We start from the raw sequence: 19064 nt of genomic DNA, 5'->3' as shown, positions 1-19064 counted from the left end.
GGTTTGCAGTGGTGGATTTACCGCAGGGCTTCGTCCTGACCCGGCATTGGCGCGATACCCCGGCCGGCACGGAAGTCGAGTTCTGGCTGGCGACCGACAGCGGTCCGCGACGCATCCGCCTGCCTCATCAGCCGTCGGTGGCGTTCATTCCGGCCGCGCAGCGTGAACAGGCCGAGGCGCTGTTACACGACGAGAAAAACATCGAGCTCAAAACCCTGGCCCTGCTGGATTTCGAACATCGCCCGGTACTCGGTTTGTATTGCCGGCAACACGGGCAGTTGATGCGCCTGGAAACTGCGCTGCGCCGGGCCGGCATCGAGGTGTACGAAGCTGACGTGCGCCCGCCGGAGCGCTACATGATGGAGCGCTTCATCACCGCACCGGTACGTTTTGGCGGGACGCCGGGGGCCGATGGCCTGGTGCTCGATGCACAGATGAAACCCGATCCCGATTACCGGCCGAGCCTGAAACTGGTGTCGCTGGACATCGAAACCACCGCGCAGGGTGATTTGTATTCCATCGCCCTGGAAGGCTGCGGCGAGCGCCAGGTGTACATGCTCGGCCCGGCCAACGGCGACGACAGCGAGGTGGATTTCCAGCTCGAATACTGCGAATCGCGAACCCTGCTGCTGAAAAAACTCAACGACTGGTTCGCCCAACATGACCCCGATGCGATCATCGGCTGGAACGTCGTGCAGTTCGACCTGCGGGTGCTGCACGAACACGCCCGGCGCCTGGCAGTACCGCTGAAACTGGGGCGTGGCGGCGATGAAATGCAGTGGCGCGAACACGGCAGCGGCAACCATTACTTTGCGTCCGCCGCTGGCCGGCTGATCATCGACGGCATCGAAGCCCTGCGTTCGGCAACCTGGAGCTTCCCGTCGTTCAGCCTGGAAAACGTCGCGCAAACCCTGCTGGGCGAAGGCAAGTCCATCGATACCCCTTACCAGCGCATGGACGAAATCAACCGCATGTTCGCCGAGGACAAACCAGCGCTGGCCAAGTACAACCTCAAGGACTGCGAACTGGTCACGCGGATCTTCGCCAAGACCGAGTTGCTGACGTTCCTGCTGGAACGGGCCAGCGTCACCGGTTTGCCGGTGGACCGCATGGGCGGTTCGGTCGCGGCGTTCACGCATCTGTATATGCCATTGATGCACCGCCAGGGCTTCGTCGCGCCGAATCTGGGCAGTAAGCCAGCGCAAGCCAGCCCCGGTGGTTTTGTCATGGACTCGCAACCGGGCCTGTACGAATCGGTGCTGGTGTTCGACTACAAAAGCCTCTACCCGTCGATCATCCGCACGTTCCTCATCGACCCGGTGGGGCTGATCGAAGGGCTCAAGCATCCTGACGATGCCGACTCGGTGCCGGGCTTTCGCGGGGCGCGGTTTTCCCGCACGCGGCATTGTTTGCCGGCCATCGTCTCGCGGGTCGCCGAGGGCCGGGAAACCGCCAAGCGCGAACACAACGCGCCGCTGTCGCAGGCGCTGAAGATCATCATGAACGCCTTTTACGGCGTGCTCGGTTCCAGCGGTTGCCGCTTTTTCGATACGCGTCTGGCGTCATCCATTACCTTGCGCGGCCACGAGATCATGTTGCGCACCCGCCAGTTGATCGAAGCCCAGGGCCACACGGTGATTTACGGCGACACCGACTCGACCTTCGTCTGGCTGCGCCGCGCCCACGGCCAACAGGAAGCCACGCAGATCGGCCAGGCGCTGGTGGACCACGTCAATCAATGGTGGCGTGCGCATGTGCGGCAGGAATACGGCCTGGAAAGTGCGCTGGAGCTGCAATACGAAACCCACTACAAACGCTTCCTGATGCCGACCATTCGCGGTGCGGAAGAGGGCAGCAAGAAGCGTTATGCCGGACTGGTCACCCGCGCTGATGGCACCGACGAGATGATCTACAAAGGCCTGGAAACCGTGCGCACCGACTGGTCGCTGCTGGCCCGGCAGTTCCAGCAAGAGCTGTATTCAATGATCTTCCACCGCAAACCATATCAGGACTACGTGCGCGACTACGTGCGCAAGACCCTGGCCGGTGAGTTCGACGATCGCCTGATCTACCGCAAGCGCCTGCGCCGCACCCTCGACGACTATCAGCGTAACGTGCCGCCGCATGTGCGGGCGGCGCGCATCGCCGACGAATACAACGACCGGCAGGGCCGCCCAAGGCAGTACCAGAACGGTGGCTGGATCAGCTACGTGATCACCGTCGCCGGCCCCGAGCCGCTGGAAATCCGCAGCGCACCCATCGATTACGATCACTACATCAGCAAACAGCTGCAACCGGTGGCGGACGCGATCCTGCCGTTTGTCGATGACGATTTCTCAACCCTGATTGGTGGGCAACTGGGCTTGTTTTGAGTCCATCAGCGACAACGTCCAGTCATCCAGAATGCCGTGGAAGTACTGGTTCAAGGCTTGGTGGAACGGGCTGTCATCGGCGGCGACCTGGGCGAACAGGGTCATCGATGAATGAAATTTCAGGTCATCGGGATGACCGAAAATCGCCGCCACCGAACGTTGCTCGATGTTCAGCACTTCCTGTGTGCAGGTGCGCAACCGGGCACCCAACAGGGGGTGATCAAGGTAGGCCTGCGCTTCTTCCCGGGAGCGGATGGCGTAGCGTCGGGACATTTCGCTGCCGCCCAGCCCGGCAAACTGCGGAAAGACGAACCACATCCAGTGACTGCGTTTGTGGCCGGTATTCAGTTCGGCCTGGACCCGGTCGAACACCGGGTCTTGCGCCTGGATAAAGCGTTGCAGGTTAAAGTCGTCCGGTTGATCGGTGCTTCTCATGTCGAAGCCCTCTGACAGCGTGATGGCTCAGACCATGGCCAGCCGCTGCTTGCGTTTGGGCGCGTGAAACGCTTGGTCCAGCGCCTCCAGATCCCCAGCTTCCAGTTGCAACTGCGCTGCTTGCGCATTGAGTCGTACGTGTTCGGGGCGGACCGCCTTGGGGATGGCAATCACTCCGTCCTGCCGCAGCAGCCATGCCAGCGATACCTGGGCTGGCGTCATGCCGTGCCGGGCAGCCACTTGTTTGAGCGTAGCGTTGGCGAGCATCTTGCCGCCCTGACCGATCGGGCAGTAGGCCATGACCGGCATCTGGTGCTGCTGGCACCAGGGCAATAGATCAAATTCTATGCCACGTTCTTCCAGGTTGTAGAGCACCTGATTGGTGGCGCAGGCCGGGGCGTTCAGTTCCTGCAGATCATTGACGTCGAAATTGGACACGCCCCAGCGGCCGATCTTGCCCGCTTCGCGCAGGCGTTCGAAGGCTTCGACGGTTTCTTCCAGCGGGTACTGGCCGCGCCAGTGCAATAGATACAGATCGATATGGTCAGTCTTGAGCCTACGCAGGCTGCGCTCGCACGCTTCGGGGACGCCTTTGTGGCTGGCGTTATGTGGGTAGACCTTGCTGACGAGGAAGACTTTGTCGCGCTGACCGGCGATGGCTTGCGCCACGACTTGCTCGGCGCCGCCCTCGGCGTACATCTCGGCGGTGTCGATCAGGGTCATGCCCAGTTCGATGCCCTGGCGCAGGGCGGCGACTTCTTCTTTTTGGCGGGTGTGGTCTTCGCCCATCTGCCAGGTGCCTTGGCCGATGACGGGTACGTGGGTGCCGGCCAGTTGTAGCGTGCGCATGCCTGTTTCCTTTTTGCTCGTTACTTTGGTTGGCATCAGGATAGCTGGTGGGTTCCTTTGGTCGAGGACATATCCGTTACAGCTCGCGTACGCAAGCAACCTGACTGCCGGTGATCGATTGCTCACCCCCACCACTGCACTTTTTCCAATTGACCGGCTCTATCCATAGCCGTTGCGGCGAATCCCGCCGCACAGGAATGTGTCAGTCCAATCCCTTATGGTTCGAGTGTTGCCCTTTAACCTTGTCCGCGTTCGCCTGTTGGCCGGTCTGTTGCTGCTCTGCGCCAGCGGCTGCAGTCATCAGCCAGGCAATGACCTTTTCACCCAGATCCGCGAAGGAAAACCCCAGGAATTCCTGCAAACCAGCGTCGACCGCATGGCCACGCTGACCATGCGTGACAACCTCGACAGCCTGTATCTGCTGATGAGCAAGCTCTACCTGCGCAACCCCGATGAACTGAAAAAATCCGGCTTCCTCGACGCCCGCACCGCCGGCAAGCAAGTGCGCATGGCCATCGAGCAGCAACAGCCGTTACCCACCCTGGGCGGAAAAAAAGACCTGGCGGCGTTGCGTTTCGCCATGAGCCCGGAGTTTCTCGGCGACCGGGTCGGGGCGTTCATTTATGCCATCGGCAGCATGCTGGTCACCGCCCACGGCAATCGCCTGGAGTTCTACATGACGGACGCGATCAACCCGACGTTCGTCAGCAACGCCGCGCGCAACATCGAAATCGCCACCTGGATCTTGAGCCAGCGACAGAACAAGGATGGCCAGCCGATGCTGTTCTCCAACGAAATTTCGGAGGAGGGCAGTAACCTGAGTTTTGCCGTGGAGTTCGGCAAGATCGTTGCACGGCTGGACTTGTTGACGCAGATGCTCGATGAGCGCTACCGGCGTATCGGTCTCAATTATGCGCAGAGCCTGCTGTTTCTGAATTTCCTGCCCGTGCAGTGAACTCGCCACAATTTCATGTGGGAGCGGGCTTGCTCGCGAAAGCGGTGGGTCAGCCAGCACATATTTCGCCTGACAGGACGTCTTCGCGAGCAAGCCCGCTCCCACAGGGTGATTTAGCGCCAAGGCATAAAGATAGATCGTATCGATATAACTGGTTATAAGAAAAATCGCTATGCTGCGGGCCAGATTTTCCCTGCGGTCTATGTGGACGTATCAATGGATTTAGTGAACATCGGGTTGGTCGTAGCCGGACTCGTCGTCGGCTTCATCGTCGGCATGACGGGCGTGGGTGGCGGGTCGTTGATGACTCCGATCCTGCTGTGGTTCGGCATCAACCCGGCGACGGCGGTCGGCACGGATTTGCTGTACGCGGCCATCACCAAATCCAGCGGCGTGCTGGTTCACCGGAAGAACAACAACATCGACTGGAAGATCACCGGTTGGCTGACCCTCGGCAGTGTGCCGGCCGTGATGCTGACACTGTGGTTCCTCAGCACGTTGCATTCCAGCCCCGACGCGATGAACGCGATCATCAAGCAAGCCCTGGGCTTTGTTTTGTTCGCCACGGCGCTGGCAATTCTGTTCAAGAAGCGTCTGCTCGATTTCGCCCACAAACGCGCCGGCGGCAATTACAACCCAAGCGGCCCACGCCTCAATGCCATGACCGTCATCACGGGCCTGGTCCTTGGCACCATGGTTGCGTTGACTTCCATCGGCGCCGGCGCCCTGGGCACTGTCGCGTTGTTCATCCTTTATCCGCTATTACCGACCCGCCGCCTGGTCGGCACGGAAATCGCGCACGCCGTGCCGCTGACGCTGGTCGCCGGTCTGGGCCATGCGAGCATGGGCAACATGGATTGGCAGGTGCTGGGTTACTTGCTGGTCGGTTCGCTGCCGGGGATTTACCTGGGTAGCCACCTGACCGGACGCATCTCCGATGAAGTGCTGCGCCCTTGCCTGGCGACGATGCTGGTGCTGATTGGTTACAAGCTGGCCTTTTAACCGGTAGCGGTTGCCGAAACAAACCACCTCGTGCACCGGATAGGTGATACGGTGAAAAGCCAGCCCTCATTCATCACTGAATGACCTCTCGGCATTCCCCGTGATCGACAAGAGGTGGCCTGTGCACACGCTCATTACTGACTATCAATCCGACGCCGGGTACTCTCTCGACACATTGTCGTGACCGCCCCGCCCAAAGACCTGCCGCTGATCCTCAGCGAGCTGCGCGTCGCTACCACCCTGCAGCATCAGGGGCTGGAAAAACGCATTCCATTTCTCACTGCCGACCTGCTGCTCTACACCCGCCTGATCAAAGCCTATTACGGTTTCTACCGGCCACTGGAAAACCTGCTGTTACCGGTGGCGATGAGCATCCCCGACCTCGATTGGCTGATTCGCAGCAAGACACCGTCGCTGGAGGCCGACCTGTATGCCCTCGGGCTGGACGCTGCCGCCATCGACGCCATTCCCCTTTGCCGGTTTTCCCTCCAGACCCGATCCGTTGCCAGCGTGCTGGGCGTGATGTACGTACTGGAAGGCGCAACGCTGGGCGGGCAATCGCTGCGCAGCAAGCTGTACGTGCGCCTGGGTATCGATGAGCGCAACGGCGGGCGGTTTCTGGCGGTGTATGGCACGGCCACCTTGTTGATGTGGCGTGGTTTCCTGACGTGTCTGTATCAGGTACGTCAGCCAGCTCAACGGGTGCAGTCAGTGGTCGCGGCCCAGGCGACCTTCAGGGCGTTCGAAGCCTGGCTCGAACATTGCGAGGTATTGACATGAACCGCCTCACCGACGCGCAACTTGAAGCCGCGCTCGCCGAGTGCGCCAGCGAAGCGATCCGCATCCCGGGAACAATCCAGCCCCATGGCGTGCTGTTGGCCATGAGTGAGCCCGGGTTGATCATCCAGCAGATCAGCCGCAATTGCGCTTCGTTGCTCGGTTGGACGACGGGTGCATTACTGCAACAGCCTTTGCAGTTGCTTGCGGGTATCACGACAACCGACCAGGTCCGCCGGGCGATACGGCTGAATGATCTGGAAGATGCCAACCCCTTGCTGCTGGAGATCAACGGGCAGCGCTTCACCGGATCGCTCAACCGCCATGACGGCATGCTGATACTTGAACTGGAACCGGTGCAGGACACGACGCAGGACAACGGCGCCATCCTGTTACGGGCGCTGCGGCGGATGCAGGCAGCCGCGACCCTCGACGCCTTGTACAGCGTCAGCGTCGACGAAATCCGGCGCCTCACCGGGTTCGACCGGGTGATGCTTTATCGCTTTGAGCCGGCAGGACATGGGCAAGTCCTCAGCGAGGCGCTGGGCGGGAAAATGCCTGGTTACCTGGGGCAATGTTTCCCCGCTTCCGACATTCCACCGCAGGCCCGTGAACTGTATCGGCTGAACTGGATCCGGGTGATCCCCGACGCGCAGTATCTACCGGTGCCGATTCTTCCGCCGTTGCGCCCGGACACCGGACAACCGCTGGACCTGGGTTTTGCGGTGTTGCGCAGCGTGTCGCCGGTGCACTGTCAGTACCTGGAAAACATGGGCGTGCGGGCCTCCATGAGCCTGTCGCTGCTGGAGGGCGATCGGCTTTGGGGGTTGATCACCTGCGCTCACCCGGAACCGCTGTTGGTCAGTCATTCACTGCGCACGATGTGCACCGCTATCGCGCAGTTGCTCAGTGTGCAAATCAGCGCGTTGCAAACTCGCGACGAGCAGTACCAGCGGGCGCAGAAATCCCGCCTGATCGATGAACTGAGCAACGCCATGCAGCAGGCTGAACGCGATGTACTGGAGGGACTGCTCACCCAGCCGCAGCAACTGCTGGACCTGACGGCGGCCGGTGGTGTGGCGGTGCTGATTGAAGATCGCTTGCAGATGTTTGGCGAGTGTCCGACCGTCGAACAGGTGCGCGCGCTTCATCTGTGGGTTCGCGAGCAGTGCCTGGAAAGCGCCGACCCTTTGCTGACCAACCACCTGCAAGGCCGACACGGCGCCAGTGCGCTGTACAGCGACGTGGCCAGTGGGCTGCTGGCCTTCGTGCTGCCCAAACCGGTGGACAACGCGGTCATGTGGTTTCGCCCGCAACTGCGCTCGAGCATGCAATGGAGCGGCAACCCCGAAGAGCATTTCACCGGAGGCGACAGCGTTGGCAGCGGGCTACGGCCGCGCACCTCGTTTGCCCTGTGGGAACAACAAGTGGAGGGCCGGGCGCGGGAGTGGAGCGAGGCGGATGCCTACGCGGTCAGGGAGTTGCGCCGTTGTGCGATTGAAAATGACCTGGCCCGTCAGGTCCATCGTGAACACGAAGCCGTTCGTGTGCGCGACGAGCTGGTGGCGGTTGTTTCCCATGACCTGCGCAACCCGATGTCGATCATCATCATGCAATGCGGAATGATGCAGCGCCTGGTGGCCCGGGATGAGGGCAAGAACACCGTGCGCATGAGCGCGGCTTTGGGTTCCGTGGAAGACGCCACCGGGCGGATGAACAAGCTGATCGCCGACCTGCTGGACAAGTCGAAACTCGACGCCGGGCAGTACCCGCTCGAATGCCAGCCACTGGATGTCGTCGATGTTCTGCACAAAGCGTGTGCCTTGCTCGTGACCCTCTCGTCCGACAAAAACATCGAGCTCAATTGCTCCAGTTCTGCAGGATTGAGCGTCGAAGCCGACCCGCAGCGGCTGTTCCAGGTGCTGTCGAACCTGTTGGGCAACGCCATCAAATTCACCCCGGCCGGCGGACGAATCGACCTCGACGCCTGGCAAGTGGACGACAAGGTGATGGTCTCGGTACGCGACAACGGCGGCGGCATTCACGCGGAGCATATGCCGCACATTTTCGAACGCTACTGGACGATCCGTGAAGGCAATCCCAACGGCAGCGGCCTGGGGTTGTACATCTGCCGCAGCATCGTGCAGGCCCACGGCGGGGAACTTTGGGCGCAGAGCGAACCGGGGGAGGGCAGCGTGTTTACCTTTTCCATCCCGGTGCGGGTGGCGCTCATAAGCGATCCGCATGGCGTATCAGGTAGTGCTTTGTAATGGTTTCAGATTAGCCAGGCCTGTTGCGCAATGACGTCCCTGACCTAAGCTTGGGGCAAGGCGAATCACATTTGCGAAGCGTCACCGGAACGAACGTCGCAATGCGCAATCATTAGAGCGTGGATATCAAAAGGAGATGCGCATGCTCATCAGGTCACTGACCCTGGCTACCCTGCTGGCTGTCGCCGGCCCCCTGTTCGCCGCCGATGGCGACTCACCGCTGGACATGGACAAGGGCAGGGCCCGGCCGCTGATTGTCATCGCTCCGAGCACGGTTGATCCGACGTGGGTCAGCCTGAAAAAGGCGCTGGATGAGCCGGCCAATCGCAAGGGTTTCACCGATCGCAACATGGTGCTGTACACCGTGCTCAACTTGATGGGCCAGCGCGAAGGCAAAGACCTGGGGCCGCAAGACACGGCGGCATTGATCCGCTCACTGAAGCTGGGCGCCGGCGCCAAGACCAAAGTGATACTGGTCGGCAAGGACGGCGAAAAGAAATTCGAACAATCGGATACCGTCAAGCTGGAAGAGATTTTCGCAGCCGTCGACCAGCTGCCGGCGGCGGAAAAAGAAACCCCGGCGCCAACCGTGGCGACGCCCGCCGCTGAACCTGAACCGGCGGCCAAAGGCGCAAAAAATGGTAAGCCAGCGAAACCGGCGAAACCTACCAAACCGCCTGAAATGCCGGATGACTGATCTTGTAGCAGCTGGCGAAGCCTGCGTCCGGCTGCGCAGCAGTCGTAAAACCTGCAACCGCGTACTTTCAGGTGCACCGCATTCGCCGGATTACGACTGCTTCGCAGCCGGACGCAGCCTCGCAGGCTCGGCAGCTGCTACAGCGAGGGCAGGGCGGTCAGTATTTGATGCGCAATCCTGACCCGCTCCGCATTCGGATAATTCTTGTTCGCCAGAATCACAATCCCCATGTCCTTCGACGGCACAAACGCAACGTATGCCCCAAACCCGCCAGTCGAACCGGTCTTGTTGATCAGCAAGTCTTGCGCTGGCGACTGCGGCGGATTCAGCCATTGGACTTTGTGCGGCTCCATCGCCATCGGCGTCGAGTTGCCCGCCAACAATCGATCCAAAGTGATCGGGTAACGATACAACTCCCAACCGAGACCCTGGGTCAAGTCGTCGACCGTGTAGTAACCGGTATGAGTCAACGCAATCGCCTGCTGCAATGGTTTTTCCAGGCGCGACGGTTTCAGGTTCGCTTCAACAAACGCCAGCAGGTCCGCAGCGCTGGTTTTCACCCCGTATGCCTCGGAATCCAGCGCCCCCGGCCCGACTCGCACCGGTTTTCCGTCTTTGTTGTAGCCCTGGGCATAAAGCCCCATCTGGTCTTGCGGCACTTTCAGGAAGGTGTGTTTCAGGCCGAGTTTCGGCAGCAGGGTGTTCGCCATCACCTCATCGAACGGCTGACCCAGGCTGTGCGCGGCGAGGTAGCCGAACAGGCCGATGCTGGGGTTCGAGTACAGTCGCTGGCTGCCGGGGGCGTAAGCCGGTTTCCACTGTTGGTAGTAGCCGAGCATTTTGTCGGGCGAATCGAATTCGGCCGGGAATTGCAGGGGCAAGCCGCCGGCGCTGTAGGTGCCCAGTTGCAAGGCGCTGATGTTGTCGAAGGCGCTGCCCCGCAAGGCTGGCAGGATGTGACTGGCCTTGTCGTTCAGGGACAGTTTGCCGTTGGCCACAGCATAGGCGGCGAGGGTGGCGGTGTAGGTCTTGCTGACCGAGCCGATCTCGAACAGGGTGTTTTCGGTGACCGGTTTGGCGGGTTCTTTCGATGCCACGCCGTAGTTGAAGAAGTGCTGTTTGCCGTTGACGGTAACGGCCACGGCCATTCCGGCAATGCCTTCTTTCTGCATGACCGGTTTAACAGCGGCATTCACCACCGACTCGATTGGGTCCTGTGCGACGCACTGGCCTGCGGTCAGCAGTCCCAGGCACGCCGCGAGCGTTTTCAGGCGATCCATGTTGATGTTGTCCGTTGTCGATTCATATGCGCGCCATTCTAGAGGTTAAAACCTCGATCTTTAAACCCGAGCCGTTGATTGGCGGCTCGGGTATAGGGCTTTGGGCGCGCTAACGCTGAATCAACGTACCAGGCACGGCCGCTTGTTATCGAACTTCCATCCCGGAATCAAAAACTGCATGGCCACGCTGTCGTCCCGCGCGCCAAGGCCCATGCCTTTGTACAGTTCGTGGGCCTTGGCCACCTGGTCCATGTCCAGTTCTACGCCCAGTCCAGGTTTCTGCGGCACCTGCACGCAACCGTCAACGATTTGCAGCGGGGCCTTGGTCAGGCGCTGGCCATCCTGCCAGATCCAGTGGGTGTCGATGGCCGTGATCTCACCTGGCGCAGCCGCCGCGACGTGGGTGAACATTGCCAGGGAAATGTCGAAGTGGTTGTTGGAATGCGAGCCCCAGGTCAGGCCCCATTCGTGGCACATCTGCGCCACGCGAACCGAACCTTGCATGGTCCAGAAGTGCGGGTCGGCGAGCGGAATGTCGACCGATTGCAACTGGATCGCGTGGCCCATTTCCCGCCAGTCGGTGGCGATCATGTTGGTGGCGGTTTTCAGGCCCGTGGCGCGGCGGAACTCGGCCATGACTTCGCGGCCCGAATAACCGTTTTCCGCACCGCACGGGTCCTCGGCGTAGGCCAGAACGTTGTGCTGATCGCGGCACAGGCGGATCGCTTCCTTCAGGGACCAGGCACCATTCGGATCGAGGGTGATGCGCGCATCGGGGAAGCGTTCGGCGAGGGCGGTGACCGCTTCGATTTCGGCATCGCCGCTGAGCACGCCGCCCTTGAGCTTGAAGTCCTTGAAGCCATATTTCGCGTGGGCGGCGACTGCCAGTTGCACCACGGCGTCGGCGGTCATGGCTTTCTCGTGACGTACGCGGAACCAGTCGTTGTCGGCCTCCGGTTCGCTGCGATAGGCGAGGTCGGTTTCGTTGCGGTCACCGACATAAAACAGGTAACCGAGCATCTTCACTTCGTCGCGTTGCTGGCCTTCACCAAGCAGGGCAGCGACCGGCACGTCCAGATGCTGGCCGAGCAAATCGAGCAGCGCGGCTTCAAGTCCAGTCACCGCGTGAATGGTGATGCGCAGGTCGAAGGTCTGCAAACCGCGACCACCGGCATCACGGTCGGCAAAGGTCTGGCGCACCTGATTGAGGATCTTCTGGTAAGTGCCGATCGGGCTGCCGACCACCAGGCTGCGGGCGTCTTCGAGGGTTTGGCGAATGCGCTCGCCACCCGGTACTTCGCCGACGCCGGTGTGGCCGGCGTTGTCCTTGAGAATCACGATATTGCGGGTGAAAAACGGGCCGTGGGCGCCGCTCAGGTTGAGCAGCATGCCGTCATGGCCGGCCACCGGAACCACCTGCATGCTGGTGATGATCGGGGCTTTGGTGGTGTCTTGTGCGATCATTTTTTTATCCTTTCAAGCGTGACGAGGCGCGGATTCAGCCGATGGGATGGCGGGCGCGGATTTGGGTTTGTTGCGTGCGGCGAAGACAATGATCGCGGCGATGATCGAGGTCGCGGCCAAGCCGTACAGCCCGCCCTGAATCGAACCGGTGCGCTCTTCCAGCAAGCCGAAGGTGGTCGGCGCGACGAAGCCGCCGAGGTTGCCCACCGAGTTGATCAACGCGATGACACCCGCAGCGATGCGTGCATCCAGATAGGCCTGGGGAATCGGCCAGAACAGCGACGACGCCGACTTGAAACCCAGCGCCGCAAAGCAAATCGCAACGAAAGCGAAGATCGGTCCGCCGGTGGTGGACATGAACATCCCGGCAGCAGCAATCAACAATGCGACGGCAACCCAGGCTTGCTGGTGCTTCCACTTGGCCGACAGCGACGCGAAGGCGTACATGCCGATGATCGACAGCAACCATGGAATCGAGTTGAACATGCCGACCTGGAAATCGCTGAGGTCGCCCATCTTCTTGATGATGCTCGGCAGCCAGAACGTCGCGGCGTAGATGGTTAGCTGGATGAAAAAGTAGATCACGCAGAACAGGATGATCTGCCGGTCCTTGAGCAGTTTGCCCAGTGACGGTTTGATCGGCGTCGCGGCTTCGCGGGCCAGTTGTTCGTCGTCGATGGCCTTGACCAGTGCGTCTTGCTCGTCGCGGGTCAGCCATTTGGCGTCGTGAGGTTTGGAGTCCAGCCAGAACCAGACAAAGGCGCACAAGCCCACCGAGAACATGCCCTCGATGAAGTACATCCATTGCCAGCCGTGCATGCCGAATCCGCTGATTTGCAGGAGCAGACCGGACAGCGGGCCGGAGATCAGCGAGGCAATCGCCGAGCCGCTGAGGAAAATCGCGATCGCCTTGCCGCGTTCAACACCGGGCAACCAGCGGGTGAAGTAGTAGATCACCCCGGGAAAGAATCCGGCTTCAGCCACACCCAACAGAAATCGCAGGATGTAGAAGTGGGTTTCGTTCTGGATGAACGCCATGCCCGCCGCGACAAGGCCCCAGGTCAGCATGATGCGGGTCAGCCAGATGCGCGCGCCGACTTTTTGCAGAAGGATGTTGGAGGGCACTTCGAATAGCGCGTAGCCAATGAAGAACAGGCCGGCACCGAAGCCGTAGGCGGCCGCGCCGATGCCCAGGTCGTGTTCCATGTGGGCGCGGACGAAGCCGATGTTCACGCGGTCAATGTAGTTGACGATGAACATGATGACGAACAGCGGCAGGACGTGACGTTTGACTTTGGAGATGGCGGACTTCAGCACGGAATCGGCGTCGTCGTTCATCCCGGAGATGGATGTATTCACTGTGTTTTCTCCCACTCGTTATTTTTATGCGGGGTGTGACGGGTGCTGCGTTGTTGATAGACATCATACAACTAGAATTTTTCGTCCTGCAACAGGGTTTGCCTAACAAAATGGCGATTTGTACCAAAGTAATTGATCTTTTTACGATTTGAGAAAGCGTCGTTTGTGCGTGAAAAGGCCGTTTTGTTGAGTGTTGTCATACAAGTGTAAATAAGTTTTCTTGAGAATCTGGCCGAGCGCGGTGCTACGATTCCGCTAGCTCTGCTTTTGGATGACCGCCATGCAAGAAGACCTCGACGCACCTGCCCGCAAGCGCAGCCACAATCTGGCCCACGATCTGGTGGCCAAGCTGACCCAGAGCATCCTGCTCGGGCAAATGTCGCCCGGCGACAAGCTGCCGTCGGAGAACTCGATTGTTCAGGAGCACGGGGTCAGTCGCACGGTCGTGCGCGAGGCGATCTCGAAATTGCAGGCGTCGGGGCTGGTGGAAACCCGTCACGGCATCGGCACGTTTGTGCTGGAACGTGCGCCGGAGCAGGGGTTACGGCTGAATGTCGATACCGCGCTGGGCGTGCGCAGCATTCTGGAATTGCGCATGGGCCTGGAAACCCAGGCGGCGGCGCTGGCCGCGACTCGCCGAACCGACCAGCAACTGGAGCAGATGCGCGAAGCGCTCGACGACTATCAAAGCCTGCTGGCCAACAACGACAGCTGTGTCGAAGCCGACCGGCGCTTTCACCTGCTGATCGCCGAGGCCACCGGCAACGTGTGCTTCACCGAAATCATGCAACACCTGGGCAGCGCGATGATCCCGCGAACCCGGGTCAACGCGGCCGAACGCGGCGCGGTGGATTTGAGCAAACTCGGGCAACTGGCCAACCTCGAACACGAAGCGATTCTCAACGCCATCAAACGCCAGGACCCGGACGCGGCGCGGGCGGCGATGTGGCTGCATTTGACCAACAGCCGGGACCGGTTTTCGCTGTAGGAGCAAGGCTTGCCCGCGATGGCGTCAAACGCCTCAACACAAATCGTCGATCAAGCCTGCGCCACCTGAACCACCGCTCTACGCTCCAGATTCAACGCCAACACACTGATCAACACCACCACCGCACCCACCCCAACCATCAGCGTCGGTCTCTCGCCCAGCGCAAAAGAAGCAATAAGCATCGCCATCGGCGGCACCAGATACAAGGTCATCGTCGCCCGACTCAAGTCCACATGCGCCAACACATAAGCCCACGCCAGATACGCCAGCGCGCTCGGGAAAATCCCCAAGGCAAACACCGCCAACTGCACACGCAGCGGCGCATTCACCACCTGATCCACCAGCCCCGGCAGAAAAACCAACAACAGCGCGGTCCCGGACCAGACCGTGTAGCACACCAGCGTCAACCCGTCGTAACGCCCGGTGTGATGCTTTTGCAGACCGAAGTAGAGACTCCACGACAGCGCCGCCAGCAGGATCAGCAAACCATGGGCATCGATGCTGCCGAAGCCATGATCCCCGGCCACCACAATTACCACGCCGACCAATCCCAGTATCACGCAGCCCCAACGCCAGAGGCTCACCCGATCCTTGAATACGAAACGCGCCAGCAACGTGCTGAACAGCGGTGTCGTCTGCGCCAGTACGCTCGACGCGCCGGCGCTGACACCTTGTTGGCCGAAATTGATTGCCACGTGATGCAGGCTCACCGCAAAGAAACCCAGCCCGAACAGCAGCGGCAGATCCCGCAGTTTCGGCAGGTGGATACCCCGCCATACCGCGACTACGGCCATGAACACCGAAGCGATCAGAAAGCGCAGCAACGCCAGGTGCACAGGGTCGTAGGCCAGCAATCCGATGTGGATGCCGGTCGGGGAGTAACCCCAGCAGGCCACGACAAACGCCATGGCCAGGATGATTTTCAAGGGGGAGGGCGTGAGTGGATTCATGGTCGTGCACCGGTGGGATATGCACCGAGTATCGGAATCCTGATCGTTCGCCACAACTGACTTATACTGTGCTAACCGTTCACTTTTGGTGATGTATGGAGCTGGCGCAGATTCGCATGTTCAAGACCGTGGCCGAGGTGGGCAGCATTGCCCGTGCCGCCGAGTTGCTGCATTGCGTGCCATCGAATATCACGGCGCGTATCAAGTCGCTGGAAGCAGAGTTGGGTGTCGCGCTGTTTTTGCGTGAGGGGCGCGGATTGCGCATCAGCCCGTCGGGCCAGACCTTTCTGGCCTATGCCTCGAAAATCCTGGCCCTCACCGCCGAGGCCAAACGCGCGGTGGACCCTTCGGCCGATCCGTCCGGGCCATTGCGCATCGGTGCCATCGAGTCTTCTGCCACCGGGCGTTTGCCGCGTTTGCTGGCGAAATTCCACAAGCGTTTCCCGCAAGTGGCGCTGGAGCTGACCACCGGCACTTGGGCCCAGTTGCTCGACGACACGTTCAATCACAAGCTCGACGGCGCAATCGTCGCGGTCGACGTCGAGCGCTCGCAACTCAAGCGCACGCCGATGTACCGCGAAGAGTTGCTGGTGATCGCCTCAACTTCCCTCGGACCGCTGCACGATGTGGCGGACCTGCACGACAAGACCATGTTTCTTTGGCCTCAGGGCTGCCCTTACCGGGCGGCGATGGAGCATTGGTTATTGCGCAACGGGTTGTCGCTGCCGATTGTCAGCCTGGCCAGCTATGGCGCGATTGTCGGTTGCGTCAGCGCCGGTGCCGGCGTGGCGCTGGTGACCAAAGGGGTTTTCGATCAATACGCCAAGGGTGCCGGGTGCGTGGCGTTCGAGTTTCCTGAACTGACGGCAATCGAGAGCCTGTTCTACTGGCATGAAAACGCCGGGGTACACCCGGCGCGGGAAGCATTTGTGGCGATGTTGCGCGAGGAATTCGCTTAGGCGTTCCACCTGTGCAGGAGCTGCCGAAAGCTGCGATCTTTTGATTTTGCTTCTTAAGATCAAAAGATCGCAGCCTTCGGCAGCTCCTACAGGGGGCTTACGTTGCGCTGATATCGCGCATCAGCAGACCGAAATTCAGATCCACCGCATCCGGAATCGGCAAATACACCGTGTGCCCATCCCCCGGTGCAACTTCAATCGCTTCGCTTTTGACGTTCTGCAACTGATGCAAATCAAAGTGAAAGTTGCCCTTGGGCGTCATTAGTTCCATGTGATCAGTTCACCGTGTTGGCCTGGAGCAGGGTGCCGGCGGGGGCGAGCAATTCGGGAGCAATGAGGTTCATGGCGGGTCGATCGCAAAAGCTGCAGAGGGTAAACGCCTGGCCCGAAGGCTTTATTGATCTGGATCTATGCTTGATGAACAAACCGATGGCACTCGCGCGGGCCATCGTGGCCTAAGCATCAGGGCGTACTTCTGCGACCCGGTGGATTGGCATGGATCGGACATGAACGAAGAGACGCTCAAAGACAAATCGCTGGCCGTTTTGCTGTTGCTGGTGAGCATCGCTTTCGTCTGGATTCTGCTGCCGTTTTACGGCGCAGTATTCTGGGCGGTGATCCTCGGAATTCTGTTTGCCCCACTGCAGCGTCAACTGCAATTGAAGTTCGGCTGGCAACGTAACCTCACTTCACTGCTGACCTTGAGCATCTGTCTGTTGATCGCGATCCTGCCAGTGATCATCCTGAGTATCTTCCTGGTTCAGGAAGGCACGGCGCTCTACAAGAACATCGAAAGCGGGGAACTGGATATCGCCGGTTATGTGGCGCAGTTCAAGCACAGCCTGCCGCCGTACTTCCAGCATTTGCTCGATCGCTTCGGCATGGGGGAACTGAACGGCCTGCGCGAGAAAATCATCAAGAGCGCGATGACCGGCAACCAGTTCGTCGCCACCCAGGCCTTCAGTTTTGGTCAGGGTACGTTCGAATTCATCGTCAGCTTTTTCATCATGCTGTACCTGCTGTTTTTCTTTTTGCGCGATGGTGCAGAGCTTGCGCGCAAAGTGCGCATGGCCGTGCCACTGGAGGAAAACCAGAAACGTCGTTTGCAGCTCAAGTTCAACCGGGTGGTGCGGGCCACCGTGAAGGGCAATCTGGTGGTGGCGATCACGCAGGGTGCGTTGGGCGGATTGATTTTCTGGTTTCTGGACATTCCCAGCGCGTTGATCTGGGCAGTGTTGATGGCATTTCTGTCGCTGTTGCCAGCGGTGGGGGCGGGGATTATCTGGGCGCCGGTAGCGGCGTTTTTCCTGTTTACCGGAGCGATCTGGCAAGGGGTGACGCTGGTGTTGTTCGGCGTATTCGTGATTGGCCTGGTAGACAACGTGCTGCGTCCGATCCTGGTGGGCAAGGACACGAAAATGCCGGACTATATGATCCTGATCTCGACCCTCGGCGGCCTGGCAATTTTCGGCCTCAACGGCTTTGTCATCGGCCCGTTGATCGCGGCCCTGTTCATGTCGAGCTGGGCCATTTTCATCGAAACCAAACCGCGGGTTCAGCTGCCTTAGGCGCTGAGTTTGCCTTGCTGGCCGGCGCTGATTTGCTGCGACAACGCCTGGGCGTCGGGCAGTGAGGTGAGCGGGCCGCTGATTTGTTCGCCGTCCTGGACCAGATACCAGCAGGCGAGCATTCCGAGCGCTCTGAGTGGCGCGGGAACGGCGCTGCCAATAACGGACATAATCTGAACCTGAGACATCATAAGTACCTCCACCAATCTATGGAGCTACCTTACGGGGCGGGCGAAATTTCCGACAATCACCGTTTTCGATAGTGGTCATTGACGCAGTTGTGGCTAACCGACCGTCTGTCGGTCAGTCAACCACCTGGTCGAGCATATGCACCACTTCCTGCTCATTGAGCAGGCCTTTGCGCACCAGGTTTTGCGTCAGCAGCGAAAGGAACTTGGCGCTGCGGTGGCCTTCCAGGTGCTTGAGTTCGGTCAGGGCGTTGTACACCTTGCTGGAAGTGCACAGACCGACAATGCGGTGCGGGTTCTGCGTTGGCATGAGGGCGTCCTTGTTGTTTTCAACCTGTTGTTGGCGGACAGGTTCAAGCTTGCGGATCTGACATGACATATATATGACGGTTTCCCCAAAAGAAGGGGCGAGTCAATCTTGCCTGCTTGAACAATCGATACTGTCCCGATAACGACACTGACGCGATTTATCCAGACGGTTGCCGACGAGCGGCCTCAAAAAAGCCCCGCGCTTTCGGGCGGGGCCTTGAGTCTGTCACCAGCGGCCATAACCGTGGGGAGGGCCGTAGTAACCGCGCGGCGGGCCGTAATAGCCACGGGGTGGTCCGTAGTAGACCGGCGCCGGACGGTAATAGATCGGCTGTTGCACGTACACCGGCGCCGGCTGGTAGTAAACCGGTGGTGGCGGTGGCGCGTAATAAACCGGTGCCGGCTGCGCGTAGACCGGTTGCGGCGCGACATAGACTGGCCGGTTGGCGTTGATCAGAGCCGAGCCAACGATGGCAGTACCGACGATCGCTCCAAATACCGCCGCGTCATTACCACCACCATGGGCTTGCGCCTGTCCTGCGATAGCGAGCGCGCCGATCAGCAAGGCAACTGTGGGGATTTTACGGATCATGATAATTCCTCGGTTCTTCAACCCGGCGCTTGCGTCTGCAATAGACCCAA

Annotated in this window: 18 protein-coding genes and 1 pseudogene; 9 read left to right on the top strand and 10 right to left on the bottom strand. The window is 60.1% G+C overall.

Annotated elements, in window-relative coordinates:
• The first annotated feature begins 11 nt into the window (after window positions 1–11).
• Complete coding sequence (locus V6Z53_RS23405) at window positions 12–2372, top strand: DNA polymerase II (RefSeq protein WP_338582000.1); 2361 nt, start codon at window positions 12–14, stop codon at window positions 2370–2372.
• Here V6Z53_RS23405 and V6Z53_RS23400 read toward each other — a convergent pair.
• Window positions 2337–2807 (bottom strand): DUF1810 domain-containing protein, encoded by a 471-nt coding sequence (locus V6Z53_RS23400; RefSeq protein ID WP_338581998.1) that lies wholly within the window; start codon window positions 2805–2807, stop codon window positions 2337–2339. The genes V6Z53_RS23405 and V6Z53_RS23400 overlap by 36 nt on opposite strands.
• Window positions 2808–2834: 27 nt before the next feature.
• On the bottom strand, window positions 2835–3656 hold the full coding sequence (locus V6Z53_RS23395; protein WP_338581997.1) for an aldo/keto reductase: 822 nt from the start codon (window positions 3654–3656) through the stop codon (window positions 2835–2837).
• Window positions 3657–3873: 217 nt separating this feature from the next.
• Between V6Z53_RS23395 and V6Z53_RS23390 the strand changes: the two genes are divergently transcribed.
• The 5 genes from V6Z53_RS23390 (at window position 3874) to V6Z53_RS23370 (ending at window position 9357) form a co-directional block, all read left to right on the top strand.
• Window positions 3874–4611, top strand: a complete 738-nt coding sequence (locus V6Z53_RS23390; RefSeq protein WP_338581996.1) for a hypothetical protein — start codon at window positions 3874–3876, stop codon at window positions 4609–4611.
• A gap of 216 nt (window positions 4612–4827) precedes the next feature.
• The gene (locus tag V6Z53_RS23385) at window positions 4828–5613 is read left to right on the top strand and encodes a sulfite exporter TauE/SafE family protein (RefSeq protein ID WP_338581995.1); all 786 of its coding nucleotides are present in this window, start codon (window positions 4828–4830) and stop codon (window positions 5611–5613) included.
• A gap of 180 nt (window positions 5614–5793) precedes the next feature.
• Entirely contained in the window at window positions 5794–6393 is a 600-nt protein-coding gene (locus V6Z53_RS23380; RefSeq protein WP_338581994.1) for a biliverdin-producing heme oxygenase, read from the top strand.
• Window positions 6390–8660, top strand: coding sequence for an ATP-binding protein (locus V6Z53_RS23375; protein ID WP_338581993.1), 2271 nt, complete (start codon window positions 6390–6392; stop codon window positions 8658–8660). Before V6Z53_RS23380 ends, V6Z53_RS23375 begins: the two co-directional genes overlap by 4 nt.
• A 142-nt stretch (window positions 8661–8802) precedes the next feature.
• Complete coding sequence (locus tag V6Z53_RS23370; RefSeq protein ID WP_338581992.1) at window positions 8803–9357, top strand: DUF4174 domain-containing protein; 555 nt, start codon at window positions 8803–8805, stop codon at window positions 9355–9357.
• A gap of 137 nt (window positions 9358–9494) precedes the next feature.
• On the opposite strand, the gene ampC is transcribed toward V6Z53_RS23370, so the two are convergent.
• The 3 genes from ampC to V6Z53_RS23355 form a co-directional block, all read right to left on the bottom strand.
• Window positions 9495–10637 carry a class C beta-lactamase gene (gene ampC, locus V6Z53_RS23365; protein ID WP_338581991.1) on the bottom strand — a complete coding sequence of 381 codons (1143 nt, stop codon included), beginning with the start codon at window positions 10635–10637 and terminating at the stop codon, window positions 9495–9497.
• A gap of 120 nt (window positions 10638–10757) precedes the next feature.
• Complete coding sequence (gudD, locus tag V6Z53_RS23360; RefSeq protein WP_338581990.1) at window positions 10758–12101, bottom strand: glucarate dehydratase; 1344 nt, start codon at window positions 12099–12101, stop codon at window positions 10758–10760.
• 12 nt (window positions 12102–12113) lie between these two features.
• Window positions 12114–13460 (bottom strand): MFS transporter, encoded by a 1347-nt coding sequence (locus V6Z53_RS23355; protein WP_338581989.1) that lies wholly within the window; start codon window positions 13458–13460, stop codon window positions 12114–12116.
• Between the two features lie 280 nt (window positions 13461–13740).
• Between V6Z53_RS23355 and V6Z53_RS23350 the strand changes: the two genes are divergently transcribed.
• Entirely contained in the window at window positions 13741–14448 is a 708-nt protein-coding gene (locus tag V6Z53_RS23350) for a FadR/GntR family transcriptional regulator (protein WP_338581988.1), read from the top strand.
• Between the two features lie 50 nt (window positions 14449–14498).
• Here the strand turns inward: V6Z53_RS23350 and V6Z53_RS23345 are convergent, their stop codons facing one another.
• Entirely contained in the window at window positions 14499–15398 is a 900-nt protein-coding gene (locus V6Z53_RS23345) for a DMT family transporter (protein ID WP_338581987.1), read from the bottom strand.
• A 95-nt stretch (window positions 15399–15493) separates the two neighbouring features.
• Here V6Z53_RS23345 and V6Z53_RS23340 point away from each other — a divergent pair, with 95 nt between their 5' ends.
• The gene (locus tag V6Z53_RS23340; RefSeq protein WP_338581986.1) at window positions 15494–16357 is read left to right on the top strand and encodes a LysR family transcriptional regulator; all 864 of its coding nucleotides are present in this window, start codon (window positions 15494–15496) and stop codon (window positions 16355–16357) included.
• A 97-nt stretch (window positions 16358–16454) separates the two neighbouring features.
• Here the strand turns inward: V6Z53_RS23340 and V6Z53_RS23335 are convergent.
• Window positions 16455–16634 (bottom strand): annotated as a pseudogene (locus V6Z53_RS23335) (U32 family peptidase C-terminal domain-containing protein); the annotation flags it as partial.
• A 229-nt stretch (window positions 16635–16863) separates the two neighbouring features.
• Between V6Z53_RS23335 and V6Z53_RS23330 the strand changes: the two are divergent.
• Window positions 16864–17925 carry an AI-2E family transporter gene (locus V6Z53_RS23330; protein WP_338581985.1) on the top strand — a complete coding sequence of 354 codons (1062 nt, stop codon included), beginning with the start codon at window positions 16864–16866 and terminating at the stop codon, window positions 17923–17925.
• Here V6Z53_RS23330 and V6Z53_RS23325 read toward each other — a convergent pair.
• The 3 genes from V6Z53_RS23325 to V6Z53_RS23315 form a co-directional block, all read right to left on the bottom strand.
• The gene (locus tag V6Z53_RS23325) at window positions 17922–18113 is read right to left on the bottom strand and encodes a hypothetical protein (protein WP_338586553.1); all 192 of its coding nucleotides are present in this window, start codon (window positions 18111–18113) and stop codon (window positions 17922–17924) included. The two genes, V6Z53_RS23330 and V6Z53_RS23325, sit on opposite strands and share 4 nt — an antisense overlap.
• A gap of 115 nt (window positions 18114–18228) precedes the next feature.
• Window positions 18229–18423: a hypothetical protein gene (locus V6Z53_RS23320; RefSeq protein WP_034149937.1), complete on the bottom strand. Its 195-nt coding sequence runs from the start codon at window positions 18421–18423 to the stop codon at window positions 18229–18231.
• A gap of 225 nt (window positions 18424–18648) precedes the next feature.
• Window positions 18649–19014 carry a hypothetical protein gene (locus V6Z53_RS23315; RefSeq protein WP_338581984.1) on the bottom strand — a complete coding sequence of 122 codons (366 nt, stop codon included), beginning with the start codon at window positions 19012–19014 and terminating at the stop codon, window positions 18649–18651.
• Window positions 19015–19064 lie beyond the last annotated feature (50 nt).

Source organism: Pseudomonas sp. MAG733B, assembly GCF_036884845.1.
Classification (GTDB): Bacteria; Pseudomonadota; Gammaproteobacteria; order Pseudomonadales; family Pseudomonadaceae; genus Aquipseudomonas.
This window is presented reverse-complemented; position numbering and strand designations above follow the sequence as displayed.

Coding starts and splice junctions, on each gene's coding strand:
- V6Z53_RS23400 (WP_338581998.1), bottom strand. CDS start 2,807: ATGAGAAGCACCGATCAACCGGACGACTTTAACCTGCAACGCTTTATC.
- V6Z53_RS23395 (WP_338581997.1), bottom strand. CDS start 3,656: ATGCGCACGCTACAACTGGCCGGCACCCACGTACCCGTCATCGGCCAA.
- V6Z53_RS23390 (WP_338581996.1), top strand. CDS start 3,874: ATGGTTCGAGTGTTGCCCTTTAACCTTGTCCGCGTTCGCCTGTTGGCC.
- V6Z53_RS23385 (WP_338581995.1), top strand. CDS start 4,828: ATGGATTTAGTGAACATCGGGTTGGTCGTAGCCGGACTCGTCGTCGGC.
- V6Z53_RS23375 (WP_338581993.1), top strand. CDS start 6,390: ATGAACCGCCTCACCGACGCGCAACTTGAAGCCGCGCTCGCCGAGTGC.
- V6Z53_RS23370 (WP_338581992.1), top strand. CDS start 8,803: ATGCTCATCAGGTCACTGACCCTGGCTACCCTGCTGGCTGTCGCCGGC.
- ampC (WP_338581991.1), bottom strand. CDS start 10,637: ATGGATCGCCTGAAAACGCTCGCGGCGTGCCTGGGACTGCTGACCGCA.
- gudD (WP_338581990.1), bottom strand. CDS start 12,101: ATGATCGCACAAGACACCACCAAAGCCCCGATCATCACCAGCATGCAG.
- V6Z53_RS23350 (WP_338581988.1), top strand. CDS start 13,741: ATGCAAGAAGACCTCGACGCACCTGCCCGCAAGCGCAGCCACAATCTG.
- V6Z53_RS23345 (WP_338581987.1), bottom strand. CDS start 15,398: ATGAATCCACTCACGCCCTCCCCCTTGAAAATCATCCTGGCCATGGCG.
- V6Z53_RS23340 (WP_338581986.1), top strand. CDS start 15,494: ATGGAGCTGGCGCAGATTCGCATGTTCAAGACCGTGGCCGAGGTGGGC.
- V6Z53_RS23330 (WP_338581985.1), top strand. CDS start 16,864: ATGAACGAAGAGACGCTCAAAGACAAATCGCTGGCCGTTTTGCTGTTG.
- V6Z53_RS23325 (WP_338586553.1), bottom strand. CDS start 18,113: ATGTCTCAGGTTCAGATTATGTCCGTTATTGGCAGCGCCGTTCCCGCG.
- V6Z53_RS23320 (WP_034149937.1), bottom strand. CDS start 18,423: ATGCCAACGCAGAACCCGCACCGCATTGTCGGTCTGTGCACTTCCAGC.
- V6Z53_RS23315 (WP_338581984.1), bottom strand. CDS start 19,014: ATGATCCGTAAAATCCCCACAGTTGCCTTGCTGATCGGCGCGCTCGCT.